This window comes from Methylobacterium sp. D54C, assembly GCF_053345595.1.
This window is the reverse complement of record NZ_JBKFAK010000003.1, coordinates 283,409-304,918: the sequence shown is the minus strand read 5'-3', so window position 1 is coordinate 304,918 and position 21,510 is coordinate 283,409. Positions and strand designations below refer to the sequence as shown.

Here is a 21,510-nt window from a genome sequence, read left to right as displayed (position 1 = left end):
ATGACCGATCTCAGCGCCTGGATCGGCCGGACGCGGGCGGCGTCCGACCTCGTCACCCCGCGCCTCCTCGCCGAGTTCCGCGCGACCTTCGCGCCGCACCTGGCGCCGGTCGCCGACGGGATCGCGCCGCCGGCCCTGCACTGGTGCCTCGCGCCGGAGACGCCGCCGGCCGACTCCCTCGGGCCCGACGGCCACGCCGCCAAGGGCGGCTTCCTGCCCCCGGTGCCGCTGCCCCGGCGGATGTGGGCGGGGGGCGAGATCGAGACGCTCTCCGACCTGCGCGCGGGGGACACGGTCACGCGCACCGAGACCGTGCGGGACGTCGCCTTCAAGAGCGGGCGGAGCGGGAGCCTGTGCTTCGTCACCGTCGACCACACGGTCTCGACAGAACGGGGCGTCACGATCCGCGAGCGGCAGGATATCGTCTACCGCGAGGCGGCGGGCGCGCAGACGGGAACCGGCGCCGCGCCCGAGCGCGACGGTTCCGAATCCTACGCGGTGATCTGGGAGGTGCCGGCGACCCCGACGCTGCTGTTCCGCTACTCGGCGATGACCTTCAACGGCCACCGCTTCCACTACGACCAGCCCTACGCGACGCGGGTGGAAGGCTACGCCGACCTCGTCGTGCACGGCCCGATGCAGGCGACGCTGCTGATGAACCTCGCCGCGACGCTCCTCGGACGCGTGCCGCGGACGTTCACGTATCGCGGCGTCGCGCCGATGACGGCGAACCAGGTGTTTCGGGTCTGCGGGCGGGTCGCCGGGACGGCGTTCGAGGGCGCGACCCTCGACGCGGGGGGCCAGGTCTGCATGCGGGCCCGGGCCGACGGGTGAGCGGCCGCGGACGCTCGGTCCGCATCCAAGATTGGGACGGGATCGGCACCGCCGTCGCGCCGCGCGCGGGCAAAAGCGGCACAGCGGCCCGCGGACGCGTCCGCGGGCCGGCCCCGGGCGGGATCAGGCCAGCTTCAGGCCAACGTTGACGTTGCCGCGGGTCGCGTTGGAGTACGGGCAGACCTGGTGGGCGGCGTCGACGAGCTTCTGCGCGTCGGCGCCGTCCAGGCCCGGGAGGCTGATGGTCAGGTCGGCGGTGATGCCGAAGCCGCCCTCGGAGCGCGGGCCGATGCCGACGTCGGCGGTGACGGTGGTCTCGGCCGGGACCTTCAGCTGCAGCGACGGCGCGACGGCCTTCATGGCGCCGAGGAAGCAGGCCGAGTAGCCGGACGCGAAGAGCTGCTCCGGGTTCGCGCCCGGACCGCCCGCGCCGCCGAGCTCCTTCGGGGTCGAGAGCTTGACCTCGAAGCTGCCGTCGGCAGTCCGGGCGGCGCCGTCGCGGCCGCCGGTGGCCGTGGCGGTGGTGCGGTACTTCACGTCTACGGGCATGGGACTCTCCGGTTTGGGGATGCCGCCGGCATGTAGGTGCCGACTCGCTTCCGCACAGCCCATTTAGATTGCGCACAATCTAATTTCAAGGATCAATCAGCGTTTCAAGGATCGATCAGCGCGAAGCGGTCGACATCGACGAGCCCTCGATCGGTGATCTTCAGGTGGGGGATCACAGGCAGGGGCAGGAAGGCCACCTGCAGGAAGGGTTCGGGAAGGACGACCTCCAGGCTTCGCGCCGCGTCGCGCAAGGTTACGAGCGAGCGGCGGATGGCGTCGAACGGCATGAGACTCATGAGCCCGGCGACCGGCAGCGCGATCTCGGCCAGCACCCGGCCGCCCTCGACCACCACGAAGCCGCCCTCGATCGCGCCGAGCCGGTTCACCGCCACGGCCATGTCGGCGTCGTCCGCCCCGACCACCGTGATGTTGTGGCTGTCGTGCCCGACCGACGAGGCGATGGCGCCGCGCTTGAGGCCGAACCCCTTCACGAACGCGACCCCGACGCCGCGCGCGCCCGGCTGTGTCCGGCCGTGGCGCTCGACCACCGCGACCTTGATGACGTCCTGGTCGAGGTCGATCCGGCGCTCGCCGCCGGAATAGGGCAGGGTCAGGTCGTGCCGCAGGGTGATGATCTTGCCGGGCACGACGCCGATCACCGGCGTCGACGGCCCGGAGCCCGGAGCGGCGAAGTCGGCGGCCGTCACGTGCCGCGCCCGCACGCTCCGGCGGCCGATCGGCTCGATCGACGCGCGCGCGTCGAAGAGCGCGGCGTCCACCGGCCGGCCCGCGCTGAGGACTTGCGACACGGCACAGGCGGCGAGATCGTCGAGCACCACGAGGTCGGCGCGCTGGCCGGGCGCGACGAGGCCCCGGTCGTGCAGCCCGAAGGCGCGGGCCGCCGACCAGGAGGCCGCCCGGTAGGCGGCCAGCGGCGGCACGCCGAGGGCGATGGCCGTGCGGATGACGAAGTCGAGGTGCCCCTCCTCGGCGATGTCGAGGGGATTCCGGTCGTCGGTGCAGAAGGCCAGGAACGGCGCCGTCCGCTCGGTCAGGATCGGCGCGAGGGCGTGCAGGTCCTTGCACACCGAGCCCTCGCGGATCAGCACGGTCATGCCCTTCGACAGCTTCTCGCGGGCCTCCTCGGGCGATGTCGCCTCGTGCTCGGTGCGGATGCCCGCCGCGATGTAGCCATTGAGGCCGAGGCCGCGCAGGAGCGGCGCGTGCCCGTCGATGTGCCGCCCCTGGAAGGCCGCGAGCTTGTCCAGCACGCCCGGGTCGCTCGCCAGAACACCCGGGAAGTTCATGAACTCGGCGAGGCCGATCACCTTCGGGTGCGTCGCGAAGGGCAGGAGATCCTGCGCCTCGATCCGGGCGCCCGAGGTCTCCAGGTGGTCGGTGGCTGGCACGCAGGACGAGAGCTGCACCCGCAGATCCATCGCCAGCGTCTCGGAGGATCTGAGGAACCACGTGAAGGCGTCGGTGCCGAGCACGTTGGCCATCTCGTGCGGGTCGCAGATCCCGGTGGTGACGCCGTGCGGCAGGACGCACCGCTCGTATTCCTGCGGCGGCATCAGCGACGACTCGACGTGGAAATGCGTGTCGATGAAGCCCGGCACCACGACCTTGCCGGACACGTCGATCTCCCGGGTGCCGCTATACGCTCCGAAGGTCCCGACGATCCGGTCGCCGCAGATCGCGATGTCGGAGGCCACCAGATCGCCGGTGACGAGGTCGAGGAAGTGGCCGCCCTTTAGGACCAGATCGGCTTCGGCCCGGCCCTGACCCTGCGCGATCGCGCGCCGGAGGAAATCCACCTGTGTCATCGTGATCCGCCCCTCCCTCCTGCCATCCGCCAGAAGCATGCCACGGGTGCCGGTCTCCCGGCGACGCTTGCGGATGCGCGGGCGCGGGCGCAGAAGCCCTTCACCTTTGAACCAGTCGAAGCTCTCGATGCCTGCCTATCGCTCACGCACCACCACCCACGGCCGCAACATGGCCGGTGCCCGCGGCCTCTGGCGCGCCACCGGCATGAAGGATTCGGATTTCGGCAAGCCGATCATCGCGGTGGTGAACTCCTTCACGCAGTTCGTGCCGGGCCACGTCCACCTGAAGGACCTCGGCCAGCTCGTCGCCCGGGAGATCGAGGCGGCCGGCGGCGTCGCCAAGGAGTTCAACACCATCGCGGTCGATGACGGGATCGCGATGGGCCACGATGGGATGCTGTACTCGCTGCCGTCCCGCGAGCTGATCGCCGATTCCGTCGAGTACATGGTCAACGCGCACTGCGCCGACGCGATGGTGTGCATCTCGAACTGCGACAAGATCACCCCCGGCATGCTGATGGCGACGCTGCGCCTCAACATCCCGACCGTCTTCGTCTCGGGCGGCCCGATGGAGGCCGGCAAGGTCCAGCTGCCGGGCATCGCCAGGAAGGTCGACCTCGTCGACGCGATGATCGCGGCGGCCGACGACCGGATTTCCGACGAGGACGTCGCCGTCATCGAGCGCTCCGCCTGCCCGACCTGCGGCTCCTGCTCGGGCATGTTCACGGCGAACTCGATGAACTGCCTCACCGAGGCGCTGGGTCTGGCGCTGCCGGGCAACGGCTCGGTGCTCGCCACCCACGCCGACCGCAAGCGCCTCTTCGTCGAGGCCGGCCATCTGATCGTCGATCTGGCCCGCCGCCACTACGAGCAGGACGACGCCAGCGTGCTGCCGCGCGCGGTCGCGAGCTTCCAGGCGTTCGAGAACGCCATGACCCTCGACATCGCCATGGGCGGCTCGACCAACACGGTGCTGCACCTGCTGGCCGCCGCCCACGAGGGCGAGGTGCCCTTCACCATGGCCGACATCGACCGGCTGTCCCGGCGGGTGCCGGTGCTGTGCAAGGTCGCCCCGGCGGTGGCCAACGTCCACATGGAGGACGTCCACCGGGCGGGCGGCATCATGGGGATCCTGGGCGAGCTCGACCGGGCCGGCCTGATCGACACCGGCGTCGGCAACGTCTCGGCCGGAACGCTCGGCGGGGCGCTCGCCCGCTGGGACGTGCGCGGCGAACCGGCCGCCTCGGTCCAGACCTTCTACCGCGCGGCCCCGGGCGGCGTGCCGACCCAGGTGGCGTTCAGCCAGGAATCGCGCTTCGACGCGCTCGACCTCGACCGGGAGGGCGGCGTCATCCGCGACGCGGCGCACGCCTACTCGCAGGATGGCGGCCTCGCCGTGCTCTACGGCAATCTCGCCGAGCAGGGCTGCATCGTGAAGACCGCGGGCGTCGACACCTCGATCCTGACCTTCACGGGCACCGCCCGCGTGTTCGAGAGCCAGGACGCGGCCGTCGACGGCATCCTCAACGGCAAGGTCACGGCCGGCGAGGTGGTGCTGATCCGCTACGAGGGCCCCCGCGGCGGCCCCGGCATGCAGGAGATGCTGTACCCGACGAGCTACCTGAAATCGAAGGGTCTGGGTAAGGCCTGCGCGCTCGTCACCGACGGACGATTCTCCGGCGGGTCGTCGGGCCTGTCCATCGGGCACGTCTCGCCCGAGGCGGCCGAGGGCGGCCTCATCGGCCTCGTGCGGGACGGCGACCGGATCGCCATCGACATCCCGAACCGGCGCATCCACCTCGATGTCGAGACGGGGGAGCTCGACCAGCGGCGGGCCGCCCAGGAGGCGGCGGGCTGGCAGCCGGCGAAGCCGCGCAAGCGGAAGGTGAGCGCGGCCCTGCGCGCCTACGCCATGCTCACGACGAGCGCGGCGCACGGCGCGGTGCGCCGGGTCTGATCAGCGGAGCTCGAGGACCAGGGCGGCGATGGCGGCCAACAGGGCCGCCGCCACCACCGCGACGCCGATGAGGCGCGCGCGGACGGACCGGGCCGTGTTCGCGGGCGCACCGTTCACCGACAGGGCAGGGGCGGATGGGGCGTCCGGGATGCGCCCCAGCGCCCGGAGCATCAACGGCTCGATCGCCGCGTATCCGGCCGGGCTCAGGTGGAGCCCGTCCGTCCCGTAATCCGGCCGGAGTCCGCCGGTCTCGGACACCAGCACGGCGTGGTAATCGATGAACGTCGCGCCGTGCTCGTGGGCGTGATCCCGGAGCCACGCGTTGACCGCCGCGATCATGGCGGGGGCGTCCCGCACCTCCGGATTCCACGGGATGCCGTCCACCGGCGTGAGCGAGCCGATCCAGGCCTTCACGCCCAGGGCACGGGCCTCGTCGAGCATGCCGGCGAGCGTGCGGCAGATCTCCTCGACCGGGACGAAGACACCCTCGTTGCGGCCGATATCGTTGACGCCGCACAGGAGATGCACGCCCCGGGCGCCGGTCTCCGCGAGGTCGCGGGCGAACCGCATGGTGATCCAGCGCGCCGTCTGCCCGGAGCCGCCACGGGGGATGAGGTCGTAGGCCTCGAAAGTGCCGGCCCGGTGGAAGCCCCAGAGCTCCGTGATCGAGTCGCCCACGAAGACGATCGGTTCGGCCATGGCTCAGGCGGCCGTCGCCGCCCCGACCGTCTCGACCACCTCCGCCTGGAGACGGTCGGCCATCACTTGGCGCCCCTCCGAAGTCACGTGGACGATGTCGGTGAACAGGGCGCGGGCGTCGGCCTCGAACAGCCGGCTCAGATCCCGCGCCGCGAAAGACCGGTCGGCCGTGTCCAGCCGCCCGAGGACACTCTCGAAGCGCTCGTACTGGCGGTCGAGATAGGCGAGGAACGCGCCGGACGCGGCGCCGGCCTCCGCGCCCGCGAGCGCCCCCTTGCGGACGACCGTCGGCTGCAGGAGGAACCGGACCGGCGCGCCGATCCCGGGCGCGAGCCGCGCGAGGCGCCTGAGCGCCAGCTCGAACTGCCGCACCACCTCCCATTCCCAGATGTCGGACTGCCAGTTCGTCAGCGCGCGCAGGTTCTCGAGGCGATTGAAGATCATCGCCTGCAGGCCGTCATACGACAGGTCCTCCGCGTCCTCGGCGGATTTCCTCGGGTCGAAGAAGTAGTCGTAGAGGCTCTCGTTCGCGAAGTGATTGTAGGGAACGCCGGCCCGCGGATCGAAGCTCCACGGCTGGAAGATGTCGGTCGCGCCGCCGACCACCAGGATGACGTCGGGCTGCAGGTCCATCAGCCGCGTCGTGATCAGGGCGATCATCTGGTTGAGACAGGCCGAGACCGCGCCGAAATTGTAGACCCGCGCGCCGGGCCCGTGCGCCTGCTTCAGCCCGGTCTCCAGGCGTCCGGGCACGGTATCGGCGAAGACCTGGCCGTCGATCAGCGTGCTGTCGCCGACGACGAAGACCCGCAGCGTCTCGGAGGGCGGCCGCGCGTCCGCGTGCGCGTCGTTGCGATACCCAAGGGCGTCGTAGCGCCAGCCCTGACCGGACGCCTCGGTCAGCGGCTTCCCGGCGAACTGCGCGTAGGGCGCGGGAAACCGGCTGTTCGCGTCGAAGTTCTGGAAGCTCTGCAGGAACTTCCGCCGTCGCGCGTCCGCGCTGTCGTCGGGCGGCCGGTGGGCCATGGTCCGTCTCCTCGCCGGGCGGATGCCCGGTGGCTGTGCGATGGTCGGTGAGCCGGGCGGCGGGACTGCGGGCCCGGTCAGCTCCGCAGCGTCGCGTGGTTCTCCAGGAACCAGCCGTAGGTCTGGCGCAGGCCGTCCTCGAGGGCGATCTCCGGCCGCCAACCCATCGCCCGCAGCCGCGACACGTCCATCAGCTTGCGCGGCGTGCCGTCGGGCTTGGTCGCGTCGAACGCCAGCTCCCCCCCGTAGCCGATCACCCGCGCGAGCGCCTCGGCGAGCTGACGGATGGTGCAATCCTCACCCGTCCCGACGTTGATGTGCGAGAGGTCGGGGCGCGTGTTCGCGGCGTAGACCGCGTCGTCCATCTCCATCACGTAGACGCTGGCCCGCGCCATGTCATCGACGTGCAGGAACTCGCGCATCGCCCGGCCGGTGCCCCAGACCGTGACCTTCGCCAGACCCTCCCGCTTCGCCTCATGGAAGCGGCGCATCAGCGCCGGCAGCACGTGGGCGTTCTCGGGATGGAAGTTGTCGTTCGGGCCGTAGAGGTTCGTCGGCATCACGCTGCGATAGCGGCGCCCGTACTGGCGGTTGTAGCTCTCGCACATCTTGATCCCCGCGATCTTGGCGATCGCGTAGGGCTCGTTGGTCGGCTCGAGCAGCCCGGTCAGCAGGGCGTCCTCGCGCATCGGCTGGGGCGCGAGCTTCGGGTAGATGCAGGACGAGCCCAGGAACAGCAGCCGGTCGACGCCGTGCGTGTGCGCGGCGTCGATCAGGTTCGACTGGATCAGCAGGTTCTCGTGGATGAACTCGGCCGGGTAGGTGTTGTTGGCGTGGATGCCGCCGACGCGCGCGGCGGCGAGGTAGACCTGGTCGATGCGGTTCTCGGCGAAGAAGCGCCGGACCGCGGCCTGATCGAAAAGGTCGAGGGTCCGGCGGTCGGCCGTGAGGATCCGCTCGTGACCGAGCTCACGCAGGCGACGCACGATCGCCGAGCCCACCATGCCGCGATGGCCCGCCACGAAAATGGTCTGACCTCGACCGTCCATCACGCGTCCGTTCCCTGCCGAAAGCTCGGATTTCCAAGCCCCTATAGCCCCTTTGCGGCGCGATATCGCCGCGCAAACACGCGTTTTCTGAGGCGGGCGACGAGGCGCGCGCCGGCCTCCGCGAACCGCGTCATTGTACGGGAAACGACGAAACCAAATACAACTGAAAGTTAGCGTTAATCATTCTACCAGAAGCTGCATCTCGTTCCTGCTTGCCGACCAACGGGTTGCAGGGCCGGATCGGAATCGCTCCCCGGCCGCGCAGCAATGGAGTTCCAGATGCGTCCCTTGACCGTCGTCCCGGTTACGCCGCGGACTGCGATGATCGCTGTCCTCCGTCCGGGCGCCGCCCGCGCGATCCCGATCGCGACCGGGCTCCTGCTCTGCACGGCCCTGGCGACGCCCGCCCAGGCGCAGCTCCTGCGCGGCGCCTTGGATACAACTTCGAATGGCATCCTCGGCACCGGGCTCACGATCGGCACGAGCAGCCCCGGCAGCGGCGTGCTCGGAACCGGCCTCAATGTCGGCACGACGAGCGGCGGGCTTCTCGGCACCGGCGTCACGGTCGGTACCACTGATCCCGGCACCGGCGTGCTGGGGACCGGCCTCAACGTAGGAACCACCAGCGGGGGTGTGCTCGGGACCGGCGTGCTCGTCGGCACGACCGGTCCGGGAGACGGGCTGCTCGGCACCGGTCTCACCTTGGGAACCGCAGGAGGGACCGGAACGGGCGGCTGCGGCACCTGCGGCGGCACCGGCGGGGGTGGGACCGGCGGAGGCGGAACCGGTGGTGGTGGTACCGGTGGCGGGTCCAATCAGGGCATCTACATCATCACCGGCAACGTGACGCAGTCCCAGGGGCAGACCGTCATCAACGAACTGAGGCTCTCGCAGCTCACGAGCGTCACGGGCGTCGCCGCCAACAACACCAGCAACCAGGCCGCGCCGATCGCCGTCGGCAGCGATGCGCTGGCGGTGGGCTACGGTTCGAGCGCGGCCGGGACGGCCTCGACCGCGGTCGGCACGGGCGCCAGCGCCGCCAACACCGGCAGCGTCGCCCTCGGCTACGCGGCCAGCGCGCAGGGCCTCGGCGGAACGGCCATCGGCACGGCCTCCGCGGCGTCCGGAGCCGGCAGCACCGCCCTGGGCTTCGTCGCCGGCGCGACCGGGACCGGATCCACCGCCGTCGGTGCGGCCGCCTCGGCGGCCGGCAACAACAGCGTCGCGCTCGGCAACGGGGCGGCCGCCAACCAGGCCAACACGATTGCGATCGGCGCGAACGTGAAGACGACCCAGGCCAACCAGGTCGCGATCGGCAATTCCGCGAACACCTACAGGCTCGCCGGCATCGCCTCGCAGGCGAGCGCCGCCGCGCAGAGCGGAGCCACGGCCTTCGTGACCACGGACGCGAACGGTAACCTCGCGGCCTCGGCCTACGGACCGTCGACGATCGCCGGCCTCGGCAATCGGATCGATTCGGTGCAGGCGCAGGTCAACAACCTGGAAGCCAAGACCGACTCGGTCCAGCGCTACGCCATCCAGACCCGCAAGGAGGCCCGGCAGGGCGTCGCCATGGCCATTGCGATGGCGACCGCGCCGATGCCGTCGGCGCCGGGCAAGACGACCTGGGCCACCAACGGGGCGACCTACCGGGGCGAGTGGGCCGGCGGTCTCGCTGTGGCGCACCGGTTGCCGACCTGCTGCGTCCCGATCGCGGTGACCGCCGGCGTGGCCTACGGCGGCGACAACGCTGTCGGTGTCCGCGCCGGTCTCGCGGGCGAGTTCTGACACGGCCATCATCGCCAGGGACGCGCCTGATTTCGTCCTTGCGCGGCGGGAAAGGACCGCGATAGTGTCAAGCAATGCTGACACTCGCGGTCGACCATCGGGTTGCGCAAGAGATCGATCGGCGCCCGCACGCCGTCGTGGTCGGCTCGGGCTTCGGCGGCCTCGCCGCGGCGGTCCGGCTGGGCGCGCGCGGCTATCGGGTCACCGTGCTGGAGCGCCTCGCGCAGCCCGGGGGACGGGCCCGCGTCCACCGGCAGGACGGCTTCACCTTCGACGCTGGTCCGACCATCGTCACCGCGCCCCAGCTCTTCGAGGAGTTGTGGCAGCTGGCCGGCCGCAGGCTCGCCGACGACGTGACGCTGGTGCCGATGGATCCGTTCTACCGGATCCGCTTCGCCGACGGCACGTCCTTCGCCTACAGCGGCGACGTGGACCGGATGCGCGCCGAGGTGGCCCGCTTCGCGCCGGACGACGTCGCGGGGTACGAGCGCTTCATGGCGCACAGCCGCGCCGTCTGCCGGATCGGGTTCGAGCAGCTCGGACACGTGCCGTTCGGCAGTGTCGGCGCGATGCTCAAGATCGCGCCCGATCTGCTGCGCCTCTCGGGACACCGCTCGGTGCACGACGTGGTGGCGCGCTTCATCCGCGACGAGCGGCTGCGCACGGTCTTCAGCTTCCATCCGCTCCTGATCGGCGGCAACCCGTTCCGGGCCAGCGCCATCTACTGCCTGATCGCCGACCTCGAGCGGCGCTGGGGCGTTCACTTCGCGATGGGCGGTACGGGGCAGCTGGTCGACGGGCTGGTGCGGCTGATCCGGTCGCAGGGCGGCCGCCTGCGCCTCGGCGTCGAGGTCGCGCGCATCCGGGTCGAGGCGGGGGCGGCCACCGGCGTCGACCTGACCGGCGGCGAGACGATCGCGGCCGACGTCGTGGTGTCCAACGCCGATTCGGCCGTGACGCACGCGCGCCTGCTTCCGGAGGCGCAGCGCTGGAGCCCGGGGCGGTTCCAGCGGGCCCGCTCGTCGATGGGACTGTTCGTCTGGTACTTCGGCACCAAGCGGCGCTACCCGGCGGTGAATCACCACACGATCCTGCTCGGGCCCCGATACCGCGGCCTGCTCGCCGACATATTCGACCGCAAGGTGCTGGCCGAGGACGCGAGCCTCTACCTGCACCGTCCGACCGCCACCGATCCGAGCCTCGCCCCACCGGGATGCGACGCCTTCTACGTGCTGGCCCCGGTGCCGAACCTCGCCGGCGGCCAGGATTGGCAGACCCTCGCCGAACCGTACCGGCGCCGGATCGCCGCCCTGCTCGAGGCGAGCGTGATGCCCGGGCTGTCGGAGGCCATCCTGACCTCGAAGGTGACGACGCCGCTGGATTTCCAGGACGATTTCCTGAGCTACCGGGGCTCCGGATTCGGCCTGGAGCCGGTGCTGACACAATCGGCCTGGTTCCGTCCGCACAACCGGTCGAGCGCAGTCCGCAACCTCTACCTCGTGGGGGCCGGCACGCATCCGGGGGCCGGCCTCCCCGGGGTGCTGTCCTCCGCCCGCATCCTCGACAGCGTGGTCCCCGATGCCCGCGTTACCGCCTGAATTCGCCGCCGCGGCCGACCGGACCGCCTGCCGGATGGCGATCCGGGCCGGCTCGAAGAGCTTCTTCGCGGCCGGCCAGCTGCTGCCGGCCGACATGCGCGAGGCGGCTTACGGCCTCTACGCCTTCTGCCGGCTGTCCGACGATCTCGTCGACGATGCGGCGAGCCCGGCCGACCGGCGCGGCGCCGTAGCGCGTCTCGAGGCCCGGATCGGCCAGGCCTATGCGGGCCGTCCCGCCGACGCCCCGGCGGACCGCGCCTTCGCGGAGATCGTCGCGGCCCACGCGATTCCGGAAGCGCTGCCGCGCGCGCTGATCGAGGGCTTCGCCTGGGACGCCGAGGGCCGGCGCTACGCCGATCTCGGGGCGCTCCACGCCTACGCTGCCCGGGTCGCGGGCTCGGTCGGGGCGATGATGGCCCTGATCATGGGGACCCGCTGTCCCGACGCGCTGGCCCGCGCCTGCGATCTCGGCGCCGCGATGCAACTCACCAACATCGCGCGCGACGTCGGCGAGGACGCGCGGATGGGCCGCCTCTACCTGCCGCTGGACTGGATGCGGGAGGCGGGGCTCGATCCGGACGCGTTCCTCGCCGATCCGCGGCCGAGCCCGGTCCTGGCCGGCGTGGTGGCCCGCCTCCTCTCCGAGGCGGACAGCCTCTACGCGCGCGCCGAGGCGGGCATCGCGGTGCTACCACGCGGCTGCCGGCCCTCGATCCGGGCGGCGGGGCTGATCTACGCCGAGATCGGCCGGGTCGTCGCGGCGCAGGGCTACGATTCGGTCCGCCACCGCGCCCGGGTCACGACGGCGCGGAAGCTCGCCCTGATCGTCCGCGCGATCCGAACGCCCGCGGACGCGGCCGGCCTCGGCGCGGCCCCGCTTCCCGAGACGGCGTTCCTGATCGAGGCCGTGGCGGCCGAGCCGGTCCTGCCGATGCGCGCGCGCCCGGCGCTGCGGCCCTGGTGGGACGTCGGCGGCCGGGTCGTGCACGTCCTCGACCTGATCGAGCGGATGCGCGAGCGCGAGGCGTTCGGCCGCTCCGCACCGTCCTGATCGACGCGGCGGAGGCTCATCGGTGCGCGACGGGCTGTTCGCCGCCCTCGATATCGGACTCGTCTTCGCCCTGGCGCTGGGTGTCGGGGTCTGGCAGCTCATCGCGGTCCGCCGCAGCATCCGCCGCGACCGGGACGGCAAGGTGGATTGAGGCCACGGTTACCGACGGCGGCCTCCGAGCCGTGACGGCGCGGTGAGCCACTACCCCGCGATCCGGCCGCCCTCATCCGTCGCGGTCACGCGGTCGGCGGATCCGGCAAGCGCGACATCGCCCTCCAGCAGGCACCCGACCGGGCGGCCGTCCACGAAGCCGAGCCGCACCCGGATCTCGGACAGGCGGCCCATAGCCCGACCCTGCAGGATCCGGATCGGACGGTCGTCCGGCTCGATGAGGCCGTCCTGCAACAGCCCGAAGGCCAGGGCGGCGGCCGCGATGCCCGTGGCGGCGTCCTCGGGATAGCCGGAGGCGCGGGGAAACTGCCGCGCCTCGAACAGCCGGGCCGGGCCGTCGAGCACGGCGTAGGGGTAGAGCCCGGTCGACCCGATCCGCGTGCAGGCAGCCTCGACGGCATCGCTGGCGGGCGCGAGGGCGTTCAGCGCCGCCGCGTCGCGCATCGGCACGAGCGTCTTGATCCGGGACGTCACAGCGTTGTGGACCGGCCGCGCAGCGAGGGCGTCGCGCCCGATTCCGAGCGCCGCTTGGGCTGCGGCGCTCTGCTCGTCCGCCAGGGGCCGCACGCGGCCGACCGACTGCGTGATCGCGACGCTCCAAGCATCCGCGCCGCGCGGGCTGACGAACCCCGTTACGGAACCGCTGCCGGTGGCGATGCGGACCGACCCCTCCGGGAGGCGCCCCTCGCGGGCGAGCACCCACAGGACGCCGATCGTGGCGTGGGCGCACATCTCCATCTCGTGGTTCGGCACGAAGAAGCGGAGGTGCAGATCGTGGGCCGGGTCATCGGCCGGCAGCGCGAAGCCCGATTCGTGGCCGTACCGCCGGGCGACGCCCCGCATGGCCTCCGCGTCGAGGGCCCGCGCGTCGGAGACGACGGGACAGGGATTGCCGCCCGTGCCGGCGTGCGTGAAGACGTCGACCACAGTCACGGGCGGCATCGGCCGGCCCTCACTGGAGGTGGCGGGTATAGGTGTCGCCGGCCGCCGCCTTGAGCGCCGCGCCCGCCTCACGGCCGATCCGCTCCGCCTCCGCGACGGGCCCCTGCCGGGACGCCGCCCAGTGGCGGCTGCCGTCGGGCAGGAAGAGCAGCCCGTCGATCCGCAGAGTGTCCCCGTCGATCTGCGCCAGGGCGGCGATGGGCGTCCGGCAGGACCCGTCGAGTTCCGCGAGCAGCGCCCGCTCGGCCGAGACCGCGATGGTGGTCCGCCCGCAGGCAATGGGCGCCAGGAGGTCGCGGATCGCCGCGTTGTCCGAGCGGCACTCGATGCCCAGGGCGCCCTGCGCCACGGCCGGCAGCATCTCCTCGACCGACAGGACGCTGCGCGCCATGCTCTCCAGGCCGAGGCGCTCCAGGCCCGCGATGGCGAGGAGCGTCGCGTCGCACTCGCCGGCCTCGAGCTTGCGCATCCGGGTGTTGGCGTTGCCCCGCAGCGGGACCACTCGGAGATCGGGCCGCCGCATCAGCACCTGCGCGCCGCGGCGGAGCGACGAGGTCCCGACCCGGGCGCCGGCCGGCAGCCCCGCCAATCCGTCGGCGTGCGGCGACAGGAACGCGTCCCGCGGGTCGTCGCGCGCGAGGATGCAGGCGATGGTGAGGCCGTCGGGGAGCCAGGTCTCCACGTCCTTCATCGAATGCACGGCGACGTCGACCTCGCCGGCGAACAGGGCCTGCTCGAGTTCCTTGGTGAACAGGCCCTTGCCGCCGATCTCGGACAGGGGCCGGTCCAGGATCTTGTCGGCCACGGTGGTCACGACCACCAGCTCGGTCTCGAGGCCCGGATTGGCCGCCACGATCCGGTCGCGCACCATCCCGGTCTGCGCGAGCGCCATCGGAGAGCCGCGGGTGCCGATGCGCAGGGGGCGGTTCAACATCTGTTCCGGATCGCTTCGCTGGACGAGACACTGCCTTATAGACCGAGCGCGGCGGCAGGCCACATTCCGTCAACTGGTTTCGGGCCAAGGTCTCGCGGCCGTGAAGGCGGGCCGCCCCGCTTTCGCCGGACTGCACGCCTAGCGGGACCCCGGCGGGTTCTGGAGCCTACAGGTCTTATCGCGATGCTGATCATGCCGAGCCGCCGGCAGTTCCTGACCGGGCTCGGCGTGGGCGCCGGCCTCACCGCCGCGACGGGCGTCTACGCCTTCGACGTCGAGCCGCTGCACCGGCTCGTGGTCACGTCCTACGCGCCGTCCCTGCCGCGCTGGGATACGGCGCTGCGCCTGCGGGTGGCGGTGCTGGCGGATTTCCACATCTGCGAGCCGTACATGCCGTTCGACCGGGTGGCGGAGATCGTCGCGGCCACCAACGCCCTCGCGCCCGATCTGGTCCTGCTGCTCGGCGACTACCCGGCCGGGCGCATCGCGTGGCGCAAGCTGCCGCTCGACCAGTTCGCCCGGATGATGACCGAGCTGAAGGCGCCCCTCGGCACGCACGCGATCCTCGGCAACCACGATTGGTGGGACGACCATGCCGTCCAGCGGGCCGGCCGCGGCGTTCCGGCGGTGCGGCGCCTGCTGGAGGCGCAGGGCATCCCGGTCCTGGAGAATCAGGCCGTGCGCCTCGTGAAGGACGGGCGGCCGTTCTGGCTGGCCGGGCTCGGCGACCAGCTGCCGTTCCTCAACGCGTGGAACACGTTCAGCCTGGCCGACCTGCCGCGAACGCTGCGAGCGGTCACGGACTCGGCGCCCGTGATCCTGATGGCCCACGAACCCGACATCTTCGTCTCCGTGCCCGACCGCGTCTCGCTGACCCTCGCCGGCCACACCCATGGCGGCCAGGTCCGGCTGTTCGGCCACGCCCCCGCCATCCGGAAGGTGCGCGGCCACGATTACTCCTACGGCCACATCGTTCAGGACGGCCGCCACATGATCGTCTCGGGCGGTTTCGGGATGAGCCGGATCCCGGTGCGGATGGGCGTACCTCCGGAGATCGTCCTCCTCGAGCTCGGCAGGTCGGAGGCGTCCGCGACCGCAAGCTGAGCGCGCGAGAGCGTCACGCGGACGCCGACGGTCGCCGCATCGGTGAAGTAGATCCAGGTCGCGCGCAATGGATGTGTCGCCTGCGCGCGCGATCCCGCAAGTCACAGCGGTCATTCGCAGGCATTGACGCGGGTTTGACACACCGAGATCTGCGTGAGAGCGTCCCGCGTCGATTCGATCTGGGGACGCTCATGCCGATCCTGCTCGGCCTCATCGGGATCATCGTCGCGGGACTGTTCTGGATCTTGCGGACGCACGGGACCGTCAAGGGCCTGCAGGAGGTCAACCGGGACACGAAGGGGCTTCAGCGCCGCGCCGTCTCGACCTTCCAGAACCTCGTGGGGACGCCGTTGCAGCGCGTCCGCGACCCGCGCCTGGCGGCGGTGATCCTGATGATCCAGCTGGTCCGGACCGGCAGCCCCCTCACCGCCAGCGAGAAAACGCGGATCCTCGAATACATGGAGCGTCCGCTCGAGGTGGATCGGATCTCGGCCACCTTCGAGCGAGCCTGGGGCTACACGCAGGCGCGTCTCCCGTTCTCGCAGGTCGCCGACGCCCTGGCGCCGCTGCTGCGCGACGCGCTGACGGTGTCCGAGCGGGGCGAGCTGATCGCGATGCTGACCCAGGTGGCCAGCGCGCATTCCCCGCCCAGCGAGTTGCAGCGGGAGGGCATCGCCCGCCTCAAGCGGCGCCTCCTCGTCGGCGAGGGACCCGTCTTGGTCAGGGGACGGGGCGAATCCGCCTGATCCGCATCGGGGTGGGGCGCGGCGCGCCGGAACGCCGCGCCGCTCGCCTTTCCGGACCGCCGCGCTACCTCGCGGGCATGCGCGCGCTCCTGCCTCTCCTCGTCTTCACCGCCCTCTCGGCCGGCGCCGGCCCCGTCCGGGCACAGTCCTGCGACGCGCTCGTCGACAAGGTCACGGCCGAGACGGCGGCCAAGACGGCCGAGCGCCGGAGCGACTACGCGAGCTTCACGGCCGGTCCGGACATGACCCTGACGCTGGCCTGCGGCGGGCCAGCCCTGTCCTCTGTGGGCGCGCAGTTTCGCGGGGCGAACCCGCCCGACCGCTACTACGACCTGTTCGGGCAGGCCGGGCACGCGGTGACCGGCATCGACGCCGCCGTGATCACCGAGGCCGCGCACCGGGCCCAGGCGACGGCCACGAAGCTCAGGCACAGCAACGTCGATCTCGGCGGGGCCCGGGTCACTTGCTCAGCGATGGTGTCGCCCGACAAGGGCCCGCTGACGCTGTGCGCGGTGATCGAGAACAGCAACCGCAGCTGAGACCGGCGGCGGCGCGGCCGCCGGCCCGTGCGTCCGCCTCAGAGCGGGATGTTGTCGTGCTTCTTCCAGGGCTGCTCCATCTTCTTGGTGCGGAGCATCCCGAGGGCCTTGGCGATCCGGCGGCGGGTCGAGTGCGGCATGATCACCTCATCGATGTAGCCGCGCTCGGCCGCCACGAAGGGCGAGAGGAACCGGTCCTCGTACTCGCCGGTGCGCGCCGCGATCTTCTCCGGGTCGCCGATCTCGCTGCGGAAGATGATCTCGACCGCGCCCTTCGCGCCCATCACGGCGATCTGCGCCGTCGGCCACGCGTAGTTCACGTCCGCGCCGACGTGCTTCGACGCCATGACGTCGTAGGCGCCGCCGAAGGCCTTGCGGGTGATGATCGTGACCAGCGGCACCGTCGCCTGCGAGTAGGCGAAGAGCAGCTTGGCGCCGTGCTTGATCAGGCCGCCGTATTCCTGCGCCGTGCCCGGCAGGAAGCCCGGCACGTCCACGAAGGTGACGATCGGGATGCCGAAGGCGTCGCAGTAGCGCACGAAGCGCGCGGCTTTCCGCGAGGCGTCCGAATCGAGCACGCCCGCGAGCACCAGCGGCTGGTTGGCCACGAAGCCGACGGTTCGGCCCTCGATCCGGCCGAACCCGGTGATGATGTTGCGCGCGTAGGCGGACTGGATCTCGAAGAAGTCGCCCTCGTCCACCACGCGGCGGATCAGCTCGCCCATGTCGTAGGGCTTGTTCGGGTTGTCGGGGATCAGCGTGTCGAGGGACGCGTCGATCCGGTTGACGTCGTCGAAGCTCTCCAGCTCCGGCACGCCGTCGATGTTGTTCGCCGGGAGGAAGTCGAGGAGGCGGCGGATCTGGAGGATCGCCTCGACGTCGTTCTCGAAGGACCCGTCGGCGATCGACGACTTGGTCGTGTGGACCTTGGCGCCGCCGAGTTCCTCAGCGGTCACGACCTCGTTGGTGACGGTCTTCACCACGTCGGGGCCGGTCACGAACATGTAGCTCGTGTCGCGAACCATGAAGATGAAGTCGGTCATGGCCGGCGAGTAGACGTCGCCGCCCGCGCAGGGACCCATGATCACCGAGATCTGCGGGATGACGCCCGAGGCCATGACGTTGCGGCGGAACACCTCGCCGTAGCCGCCGAGCGCCGCGACGCCCTCCTGGATGCGCGCGCCGCCGGCGTCGAAGATACCGATGATCGGGGCGCGCATCTTCAGCGCCATGTCCTGAACCTTCACGATCTTCTGGGCATGCGCCTCGGACAGCGAGCCGCCGAATACCGTGAAGTCCTTCGAGAAGAGGAAGACCGTGCGGCCGTTGATCGTGCCCCAGCCGGTCACGACGCCGTCGCCGGGGATCTTCTGCTTCTCCATGCCGAAATCGGTGGAGCGGTGCTGCACGAACATGTCGAACTCCTCGAACGACCCGTGGTCGAGGAGGAGTTCGATGCGCTCGCGCGCCGTGAGCTTGCCGCGCTTGTGCTGGGCCTCGACGCGCTTCTCACCGCCGCCGAGCCGGGCCTGCGCCCGCCGCTCTTCGAGCTTGTCGAGGATGTCCTTCATGGCTGTTCCCGCCCTTCCCCTGCCTGTGACCTGCGACCCGGATCGGGCCGGGTCCAAGCTTATGCGTTCACCGATCGAGCGCCCTTAGCACGCGCTTTTCGGGTGGCAAACCGACGCGGGGAGCCGCGGGATCAGACCTTCGGGGAATAGGGGATGATGGTGGACGGTGCAGGGATCGAACCTGCGACCTTTCCCGTGTGAAGGGAACGCACTACCGCTGTGCTAACCGTCCGTACCGGCGTGCCGCCTGAGCGCACGCCATCGCCGCTCGCCCGTGGGGGCGCCGCGACCCGGTGGCGGGCCTTCTAGAGCGCGGCGGGCCGCGACGTCAAGCGCGGCCGGCGATGTTGGCCGACAGCCGGACGAGCGTTCGAGCAGGCGTCCAGATTCGCACCGCACTCGGCCGAGCGCCGCCGTCGCCGGCCCGTGGCACGCCGACGTGCGCGCGCGTGAGGTTGACAAGGGCGCCGGCCCGGTGCGCTGTGCGGGCATGCACGATGGGCCAGCGGGCGCGAAGCCCGGCAGCGACGTGACGGTGGAGGGCGCGGCGAGGCCAGGACGGCCGCGCGTCGCGATCACGTACTGCACCCAGTGCAACTGGCTGCTGCGCTCCGCCTGGATGGCGCAGGAACTCCTCTCGACGTTTCGCGATGATCTGGGCGAGGTCGCCCTCGTCCCGGCCACGGGGGGCGCTTTCAACATCCAACTGGACGGGGTGCTCCTGTGGGAACGGGTGCGCGACGGCGGTTTCCCGGACGTGAAGGCGCTGAAGCAGCGCGTGCGCGACCACCTCGACCCGACACGCGATCTCGGTCATATCGACCGGTCATGAGGCGAGGGAACGGCGACGAGCCCGCGTGGCACCGCGGGCCGGGGACGGACCCCGCTTGAGTCCGGACCATCACGCCGAGGGCGCGGGCGTCCCCGCGGTGATTCCCGCGCGCCGTTCCTGGCTTTCGCGGCGGCTGCACCGCTTCGGGCGAAACGGCTTCTCGACCCAGGTCTACCTGATCGCGCTGGTGATCGCGCTGATCGGCCCCGGCCTGCTGTTCACCAGCATCCTGCTGATGCGCTACGCCTCCGCCGAGCGGGCACGGTTCGAGCAGGACGCCCGCGAGAACGTGCGCGGCATCGGCCTGTCCCTGGACCGCGACACCGCCGGTCTCGTGTCGGTGCTGCAGACTCTGGCGACCTCACCGCGGATCAGGCAGGGCGACTTCGAGGCGTTCGACGCCCAGGCGCGCCTCGTCCGCGAATCGATCGACCTGGACGTGCTCCTGCGCCGGCCCAACGGGCAGGAGATGGTGAATACCGGCGTGCCGCGCGGCGCGCCGATGCCGGTCGTGACGCTACCCTTCGACCAGGATCTGGCCCGCGGGACGCAGCGCGCCATGGTGAGCGGCTACGTGCCGGGCCCGACGCCGAGCGAGGCCACCTACGCGGTCGGCGTGCCCGTGATGGTCGACGGCGAGGTCGGCTATATTCTGAGCTTCACCGTCCCCCTGTCGCGCCTGCAGGGCATCCTGTCCCGGGAGGTCGTCCCGGGCTGGACGACGGGGATCAGCGACAGGTCGGGCATCGTCCTGGCGCGCCTGCCCGATCCCGAGGCTGTGGTCGGCAAGCAGCGCCTCGCCAGCCTCCGCCAGGTGCAGTCGTCGACGCCCGGGGTCTGGGAGGGCCAGGATCGCCAGCACAAGCCGGTGGTGGTCATCGAGGCGCGCTCGCGGCTCACCGGCTGGATGGTCGCGACCAGCATCCCGCAGGCCCTCGTCGACGCGCGGGTGCGGCGCTGGATCTGGGCCTTCGCGGGCTTCGGCCTGCTGGTGCTGGCCACCTCGTCGCTCCTGGCGGTGAACCTCTGGTCGCGGGTCTCGCGCCCCCTCCGGCTGCTGGCCGCTTCGGGCCCTTCCCTGGCCCGGGGCGAGGCGATCCCGCGCGTGTCGTCGCCGGTCCACGAGATCCAGCGGCTCGGCGTCGTGCTGTCGGAGGCGTCTCTCCGGCTGCGCACCCGGGAGGAGGAGCGCGACCGGGCGCTCGCCGACACCAAGCGCGGCCTGAGCGCCCTGAGCGAGTCCGAGGCGCGCTTCCGGCACATGGCCGATTCGGCGCCGGCCCTGATCTGGATGACCGACGAGACCGGCGCGGTCAGCTTCGCCAACCTCCATTTCGAGCACCTGTTCGGGCTGCCGGCCGCACGGTTCAACGACGACGGCTGGCACCAGATCGTGCATCCCGACGACCTGGAGAATTTCCGCAGCGCCTTCACGGAGGCGTTCGAGGCCCGGATCCCGTTCCGCACCGAGGCGCGGGTGATCGACCGGACGGGCGCGGTGCGCTGGCTCCAGTGCGAGGGCGTGCCGCGGCTCGACGACGCCCAGAACTTCCTGGGCTACACCGGCTGCAACATCGACATCACCGACACGAAGAACGCCGAGGAGCACCTGTTGCTCCTGATCCACGAGTTGAACCACCGGGTGAAGAACACCCTGGCGACGGTGCAGTCGATCGCGGCCCAGTCGCTGCGCGGGCTGGAAGGCGCCGAGGCCGACGCGGCGCGCGCCGCCTTCGAGGCGCGCCTCCTCGCCCTGGCGCGGGTGCACGACGTGCTGACCCGGGAGAGCTGGGAGGGAGCGGAACTCTCCGCCGTCGTGGCGGACGCGATCCGGCCTCTGGAGGCCGGCGACGGCCGGGCCTCGCGGTTCCAGGTGCAGGGACCGGCCCTGCGGCTGCCGCCGCGGCTCGCGCTGTCCATCGCCATGGCCCTGCACGAGCTCGGCACGAACGCCGTGAAGTACGGCGCGCTCTCGACCGAGGGCGGCACGGTCGAGATCTCCTGGACGGTGCGGCGCCTGGACGAGATGCAGCTCTCGCTCCGCTGGTCCGAGCGCGGCGGGCCGCCGGTGAAGAAGCCGACGCGGACCGGATTCGGCTCGCGCCTGATCGAGCGCAGTCTGGCGCGCGAGCTCGCCGGCGAGGTGGTGCTGAGCTACGAGCCGACCGGCGTGGTCTGCACCATCGACGCCCCGGTGCCGCCGCCGGGCCTCCTCGAGCGCAAGGGCGTCACCGCCCCGACGCGGATCGCGCCGCTGCCGCTCGCCGGGTAGGCCAGGCGGCGCGGCGCGCGCC

Annotated in this window: 19 protein-coding genes and 1 tRNA gene; 11 read left to right on the top strand and 9 right to left on the bottom strand. The window is 71.5% G+C overall.

Features of this window, described 5'->3' with window-relative positions:
- A complete protein-coding gene (locus ACLBYB_RS10520; protein ID WP_447698719.1) occupies positions 1 to 834 on the top strand; it encodes an FAS1-like dehydratase domain-containing protein in 834 nt (277 codons plus the stop codon).
- 123 nt (positions 835 to 957) lie between these two features.
- On the opposite strand, the gene ACLBYB_RS10515 is transcribed toward ACLBYB_RS10520, so the two are convergent.
- The gene (locus ACLBYB_RS10515) at positions 958 to 1,383 is read right to left on the bottom strand and encodes an organic hydroperoxide resistance protein (protein ID WP_447698718.1); all 426 of its coding nucleotides are present in this window, start codon (positions 1,381 to 1,383) and stop codon (positions 958 to 960) included.
- Between the two features lie 104 nt (positions 1,384 to 1,487).
- Entirely contained in the window at positions 1,488 to 3,209 is a 1,722-nt protein-coding gene (gene ade, locus ACLBYB_RS10510) for an adenine deaminase (protein WP_447698717.1), read from the bottom strand.
- A 127-nt stretch (positions 3,210 to 3,336) separates the two neighbouring features.
- Here ade and ilvD point away from each other — a divergent pair, with 127 nt between their 5' ends.
- Positions 3,337 to 5,166: a dihydroxy-acid dehydratase gene (ilvD, locus tag ACLBYB_RS10505; RefSeq protein WP_447698716.1), complete on the top strand. Its 1,830-nt coding sequence runs from the start codon at positions 3,337 to 3,339 to the stop codon at positions 5,164 to 5,166.
- Here ilvD and ACLBYB_RS10500 read toward each other — a convergent pair whose 3' ends face one another.
- The 3 genes from ACLBYB_RS10500 to fcl form a co-directional block, all read right to left on the bottom strand.
- Positions 5,167 to 5,865, bottom strand: a complete 699-nt coding sequence (locus ACLBYB_RS10500; RefSeq protein WP_447698715.1) for a GDSL-type esterase/lipase family protein — start codon at positions 5,863 to 5,865, stop codon at positions 5,167 to 5,169.
- A 3-nt stretch (positions 5,866 to 5,868) separates the two neighbouring features.
- Positions 5,869 to 6,891 carry an SGNH/GDSL hydrolase family protein gene (locus ACLBYB_RS10495; RefSeq protein WP_447681328.1) on the bottom strand — a complete coding sequence of 341 codons (1,023 nt, stop codon included), beginning with the start codon at positions 6,889 to 6,891 and terminating at the stop codon, positions 5,869 to 5,871.
- A gap of 77 nt (positions 6,892 to 6,968) precedes the next feature.
- Positions 6,969 to 7,940: a GDP-L-fucose synthase gene (gene fcl / locus ACLBYB_RS10490; protein WP_447698714.1), complete on the bottom strand. Its 972-nt coding sequence runs from the start codon at positions 7,938 to 7,940 to the stop codon at positions 6,969 to 6,971.
- Positions 7,941 to 8,261: 321 nt separating this feature from the next.
- On the opposite strand from fcl, the gene ACLBYB_RS10485 reads away from it, so the two are divergent.
- The 4 genes from ACLBYB_RS10485 (at position 8,262) to ACLBYB_RS10470 (ending at position 12,528) form a co-directional block, all read left to right on the top strand.
- Positions 8,262 to 9,728 carry a hypothetical protein gene (locus ACLBYB_RS10485; RefSeq protein ID WP_447698713.1) on the top strand — a complete coding sequence of 489 codons (1,467 nt, stop codon included), beginning with the start codon at positions 8,262 to 8,264 and terminating at the stop codon, positions 9,726 to 9,728.
- 74 nt (positions 9,729 to 9,802) lie between these two features.
- Positions 9,803 to 11,326: a phytoene desaturase gene (locus ACLBYB_RS10480; RefSeq protein WP_447698712.1), complete on the top strand. Its 1,524-nt coding sequence runs from the start codon at positions 9,803 to 9,805 to the stop codon at positions 11,324 to 11,326.
- The gene (locus ACLBYB_RS10475; protein ID WP_447698711.1) at positions 11,307 to 12,377 is read left to right on the top strand and encodes a phytoene/squalene synthase family protein; all 1,071 of its coding nucleotides are present in this window, start codon (positions 11,307 to 11,309) and stop codon (positions 12,375 to 12,377) included. The genes ACLBYB_RS10480 and ACLBYB_RS10475 overlap by 20 nt, the downstream gene beginning before the upstream one ends.
- Before the next feature lie 22 nt (positions 12,378 to 12,399).
- Positions 12,400 to 12,528, top strand: a complete 129-nt coding sequence (locus ACLBYB_RS10470; RefSeq protein WP_280141588.1) for a hypothetical protein — start codon at positions 12,400 to 12,402, stop codon at positions 12,526 to 12,528.
- A 50-nt stretch (positions 12,529 to 12,578) separates the two neighbouring features.
- On the opposite strand, the gene ACLBYB_RS10465 is transcribed toward ACLBYB_RS10470, so the two are convergent.
- Positions 12,579 to 13,490, bottom strand: coding sequence for a PhzF family phenazine biosynthesis protein (locus ACLBYB_RS10465; RefSeq protein ID WP_447698710.1), 912 nt, complete (start codon positions 13,488 to 13,490; stop codon positions 12,579 to 12,581).
- Positions 13,491 to 13,500: 10 nt separating this feature from the next.
- On the bottom strand, positions 13,501 to 14,424 hold the full coding sequence (hemC, locus tag ACLBYB_RS10460) for a hydroxymethylbilane synthase (protein WP_447698709.1): 924 nt from the start codon (positions 14,422 to 14,424) through the stop codon (positions 13,501 to 13,503).
- Positions 14,425 to 14,607: 183 nt separating this feature from the next.
- On the opposite strand from hemC, the gene ACLBYB_RS10455 reads away from it, so the two are divergent.
- The 3 genes from ACLBYB_RS10455 to ACLBYB_RS10445 all read left to right on the top strand — a co-directional run bounded on the left by ACLBYB_RS10455 (position 14,608) and on the right by ACLBYB_RS10445 (position 16,813).
- Positions 14,608 to 15,528, top strand: coding sequence for a metallophosphoesterase (locus ACLBYB_RS10455; RefSeq protein WP_447698708.1), 921 nt, complete (start codon positions 14,608 to 14,610; stop codon positions 15,526 to 15,528).
- A gap of 191 nt (positions 15,529 to 15,719) precedes the next feature.
- Complete coding sequence (locus ACLBYB_RS10450; RefSeq protein WP_091676961.1) at positions 15,720 to 16,274, top strand: tellurite resistance TerB family protein; 555 nt, start codon at positions 15,720 to 15,722, stop codon at positions 16,272 to 16,274.
- A 77-nt stretch (positions 16,275 to 16,351) separates the two neighbouring features.
- The gene (locus ACLBYB_RS10445) at positions 16,352 to 16,813 is read left to right on the top strand and encodes an ABC transporter ATPase (protein WP_447698707.1); all 462 of its coding nucleotides are present in this window, start codon (positions 16,352 to 16,354) and stop codon (positions 16,811 to 16,813) included.
- Positions 16,814 to 16,851: 38 nt separating this feature from the next.
- Here ACLBYB_RS10445 and ACLBYB_RS10440 read toward each other — a convergent pair whose 3' ends face one another.
- Entirely contained in the window at positions 16,852 to 18,384 is a 1,533-nt protein-coding gene (locus ACLBYB_RS10440; RefSeq protein ID WP_020091972.1) for an acyl-CoA carboxylase subunit beta, read from the bottom strand.
- A 157-nt stretch (positions 18,385 to 18,541) separates the two neighbouring features.
- Positions 18,542 to 18,616: transfer RNA gene (locus ACLBYB_RS10435), tRNA-Val, on the bottom strand.
- A gap of 258 nt (positions 18,617 to 18,874) precedes the next feature.
- On the opposite strand from ACLBYB_RS10435, the gene ACLBYB_RS10430 reads away from it, so the two are divergent.
- Together ACLBYB_RS10430 and ACLBYB_RS10425 are read left to right on the top strand one after the other, a co-directional pair.
- A complete protein-coding gene (locus ACLBYB_RS10430) occupies positions 18,875 to 19,216 on the top strand; it encodes a SelT/SelW/SelH family protein (RefSeq protein ID WP_234082982.1) in 342 nt (113 codons plus the stop codon).
- A 55-nt stretch (positions 19,217 to 19,271) separates the two neighbouring features.
- Positions 19,272 to 21,488, top strand: a complete 2,217-nt coding sequence (locus ACLBYB_RS10425) for a sensor histidine kinase (RefSeq protein WP_447698706.1) — start codon at positions 19,272 to 19,274, stop codon at positions 21,486 to 21,488.
- The last annotated feature ends 22 nt before the right edge of the window (positions 21,489 to 21,510 follow it).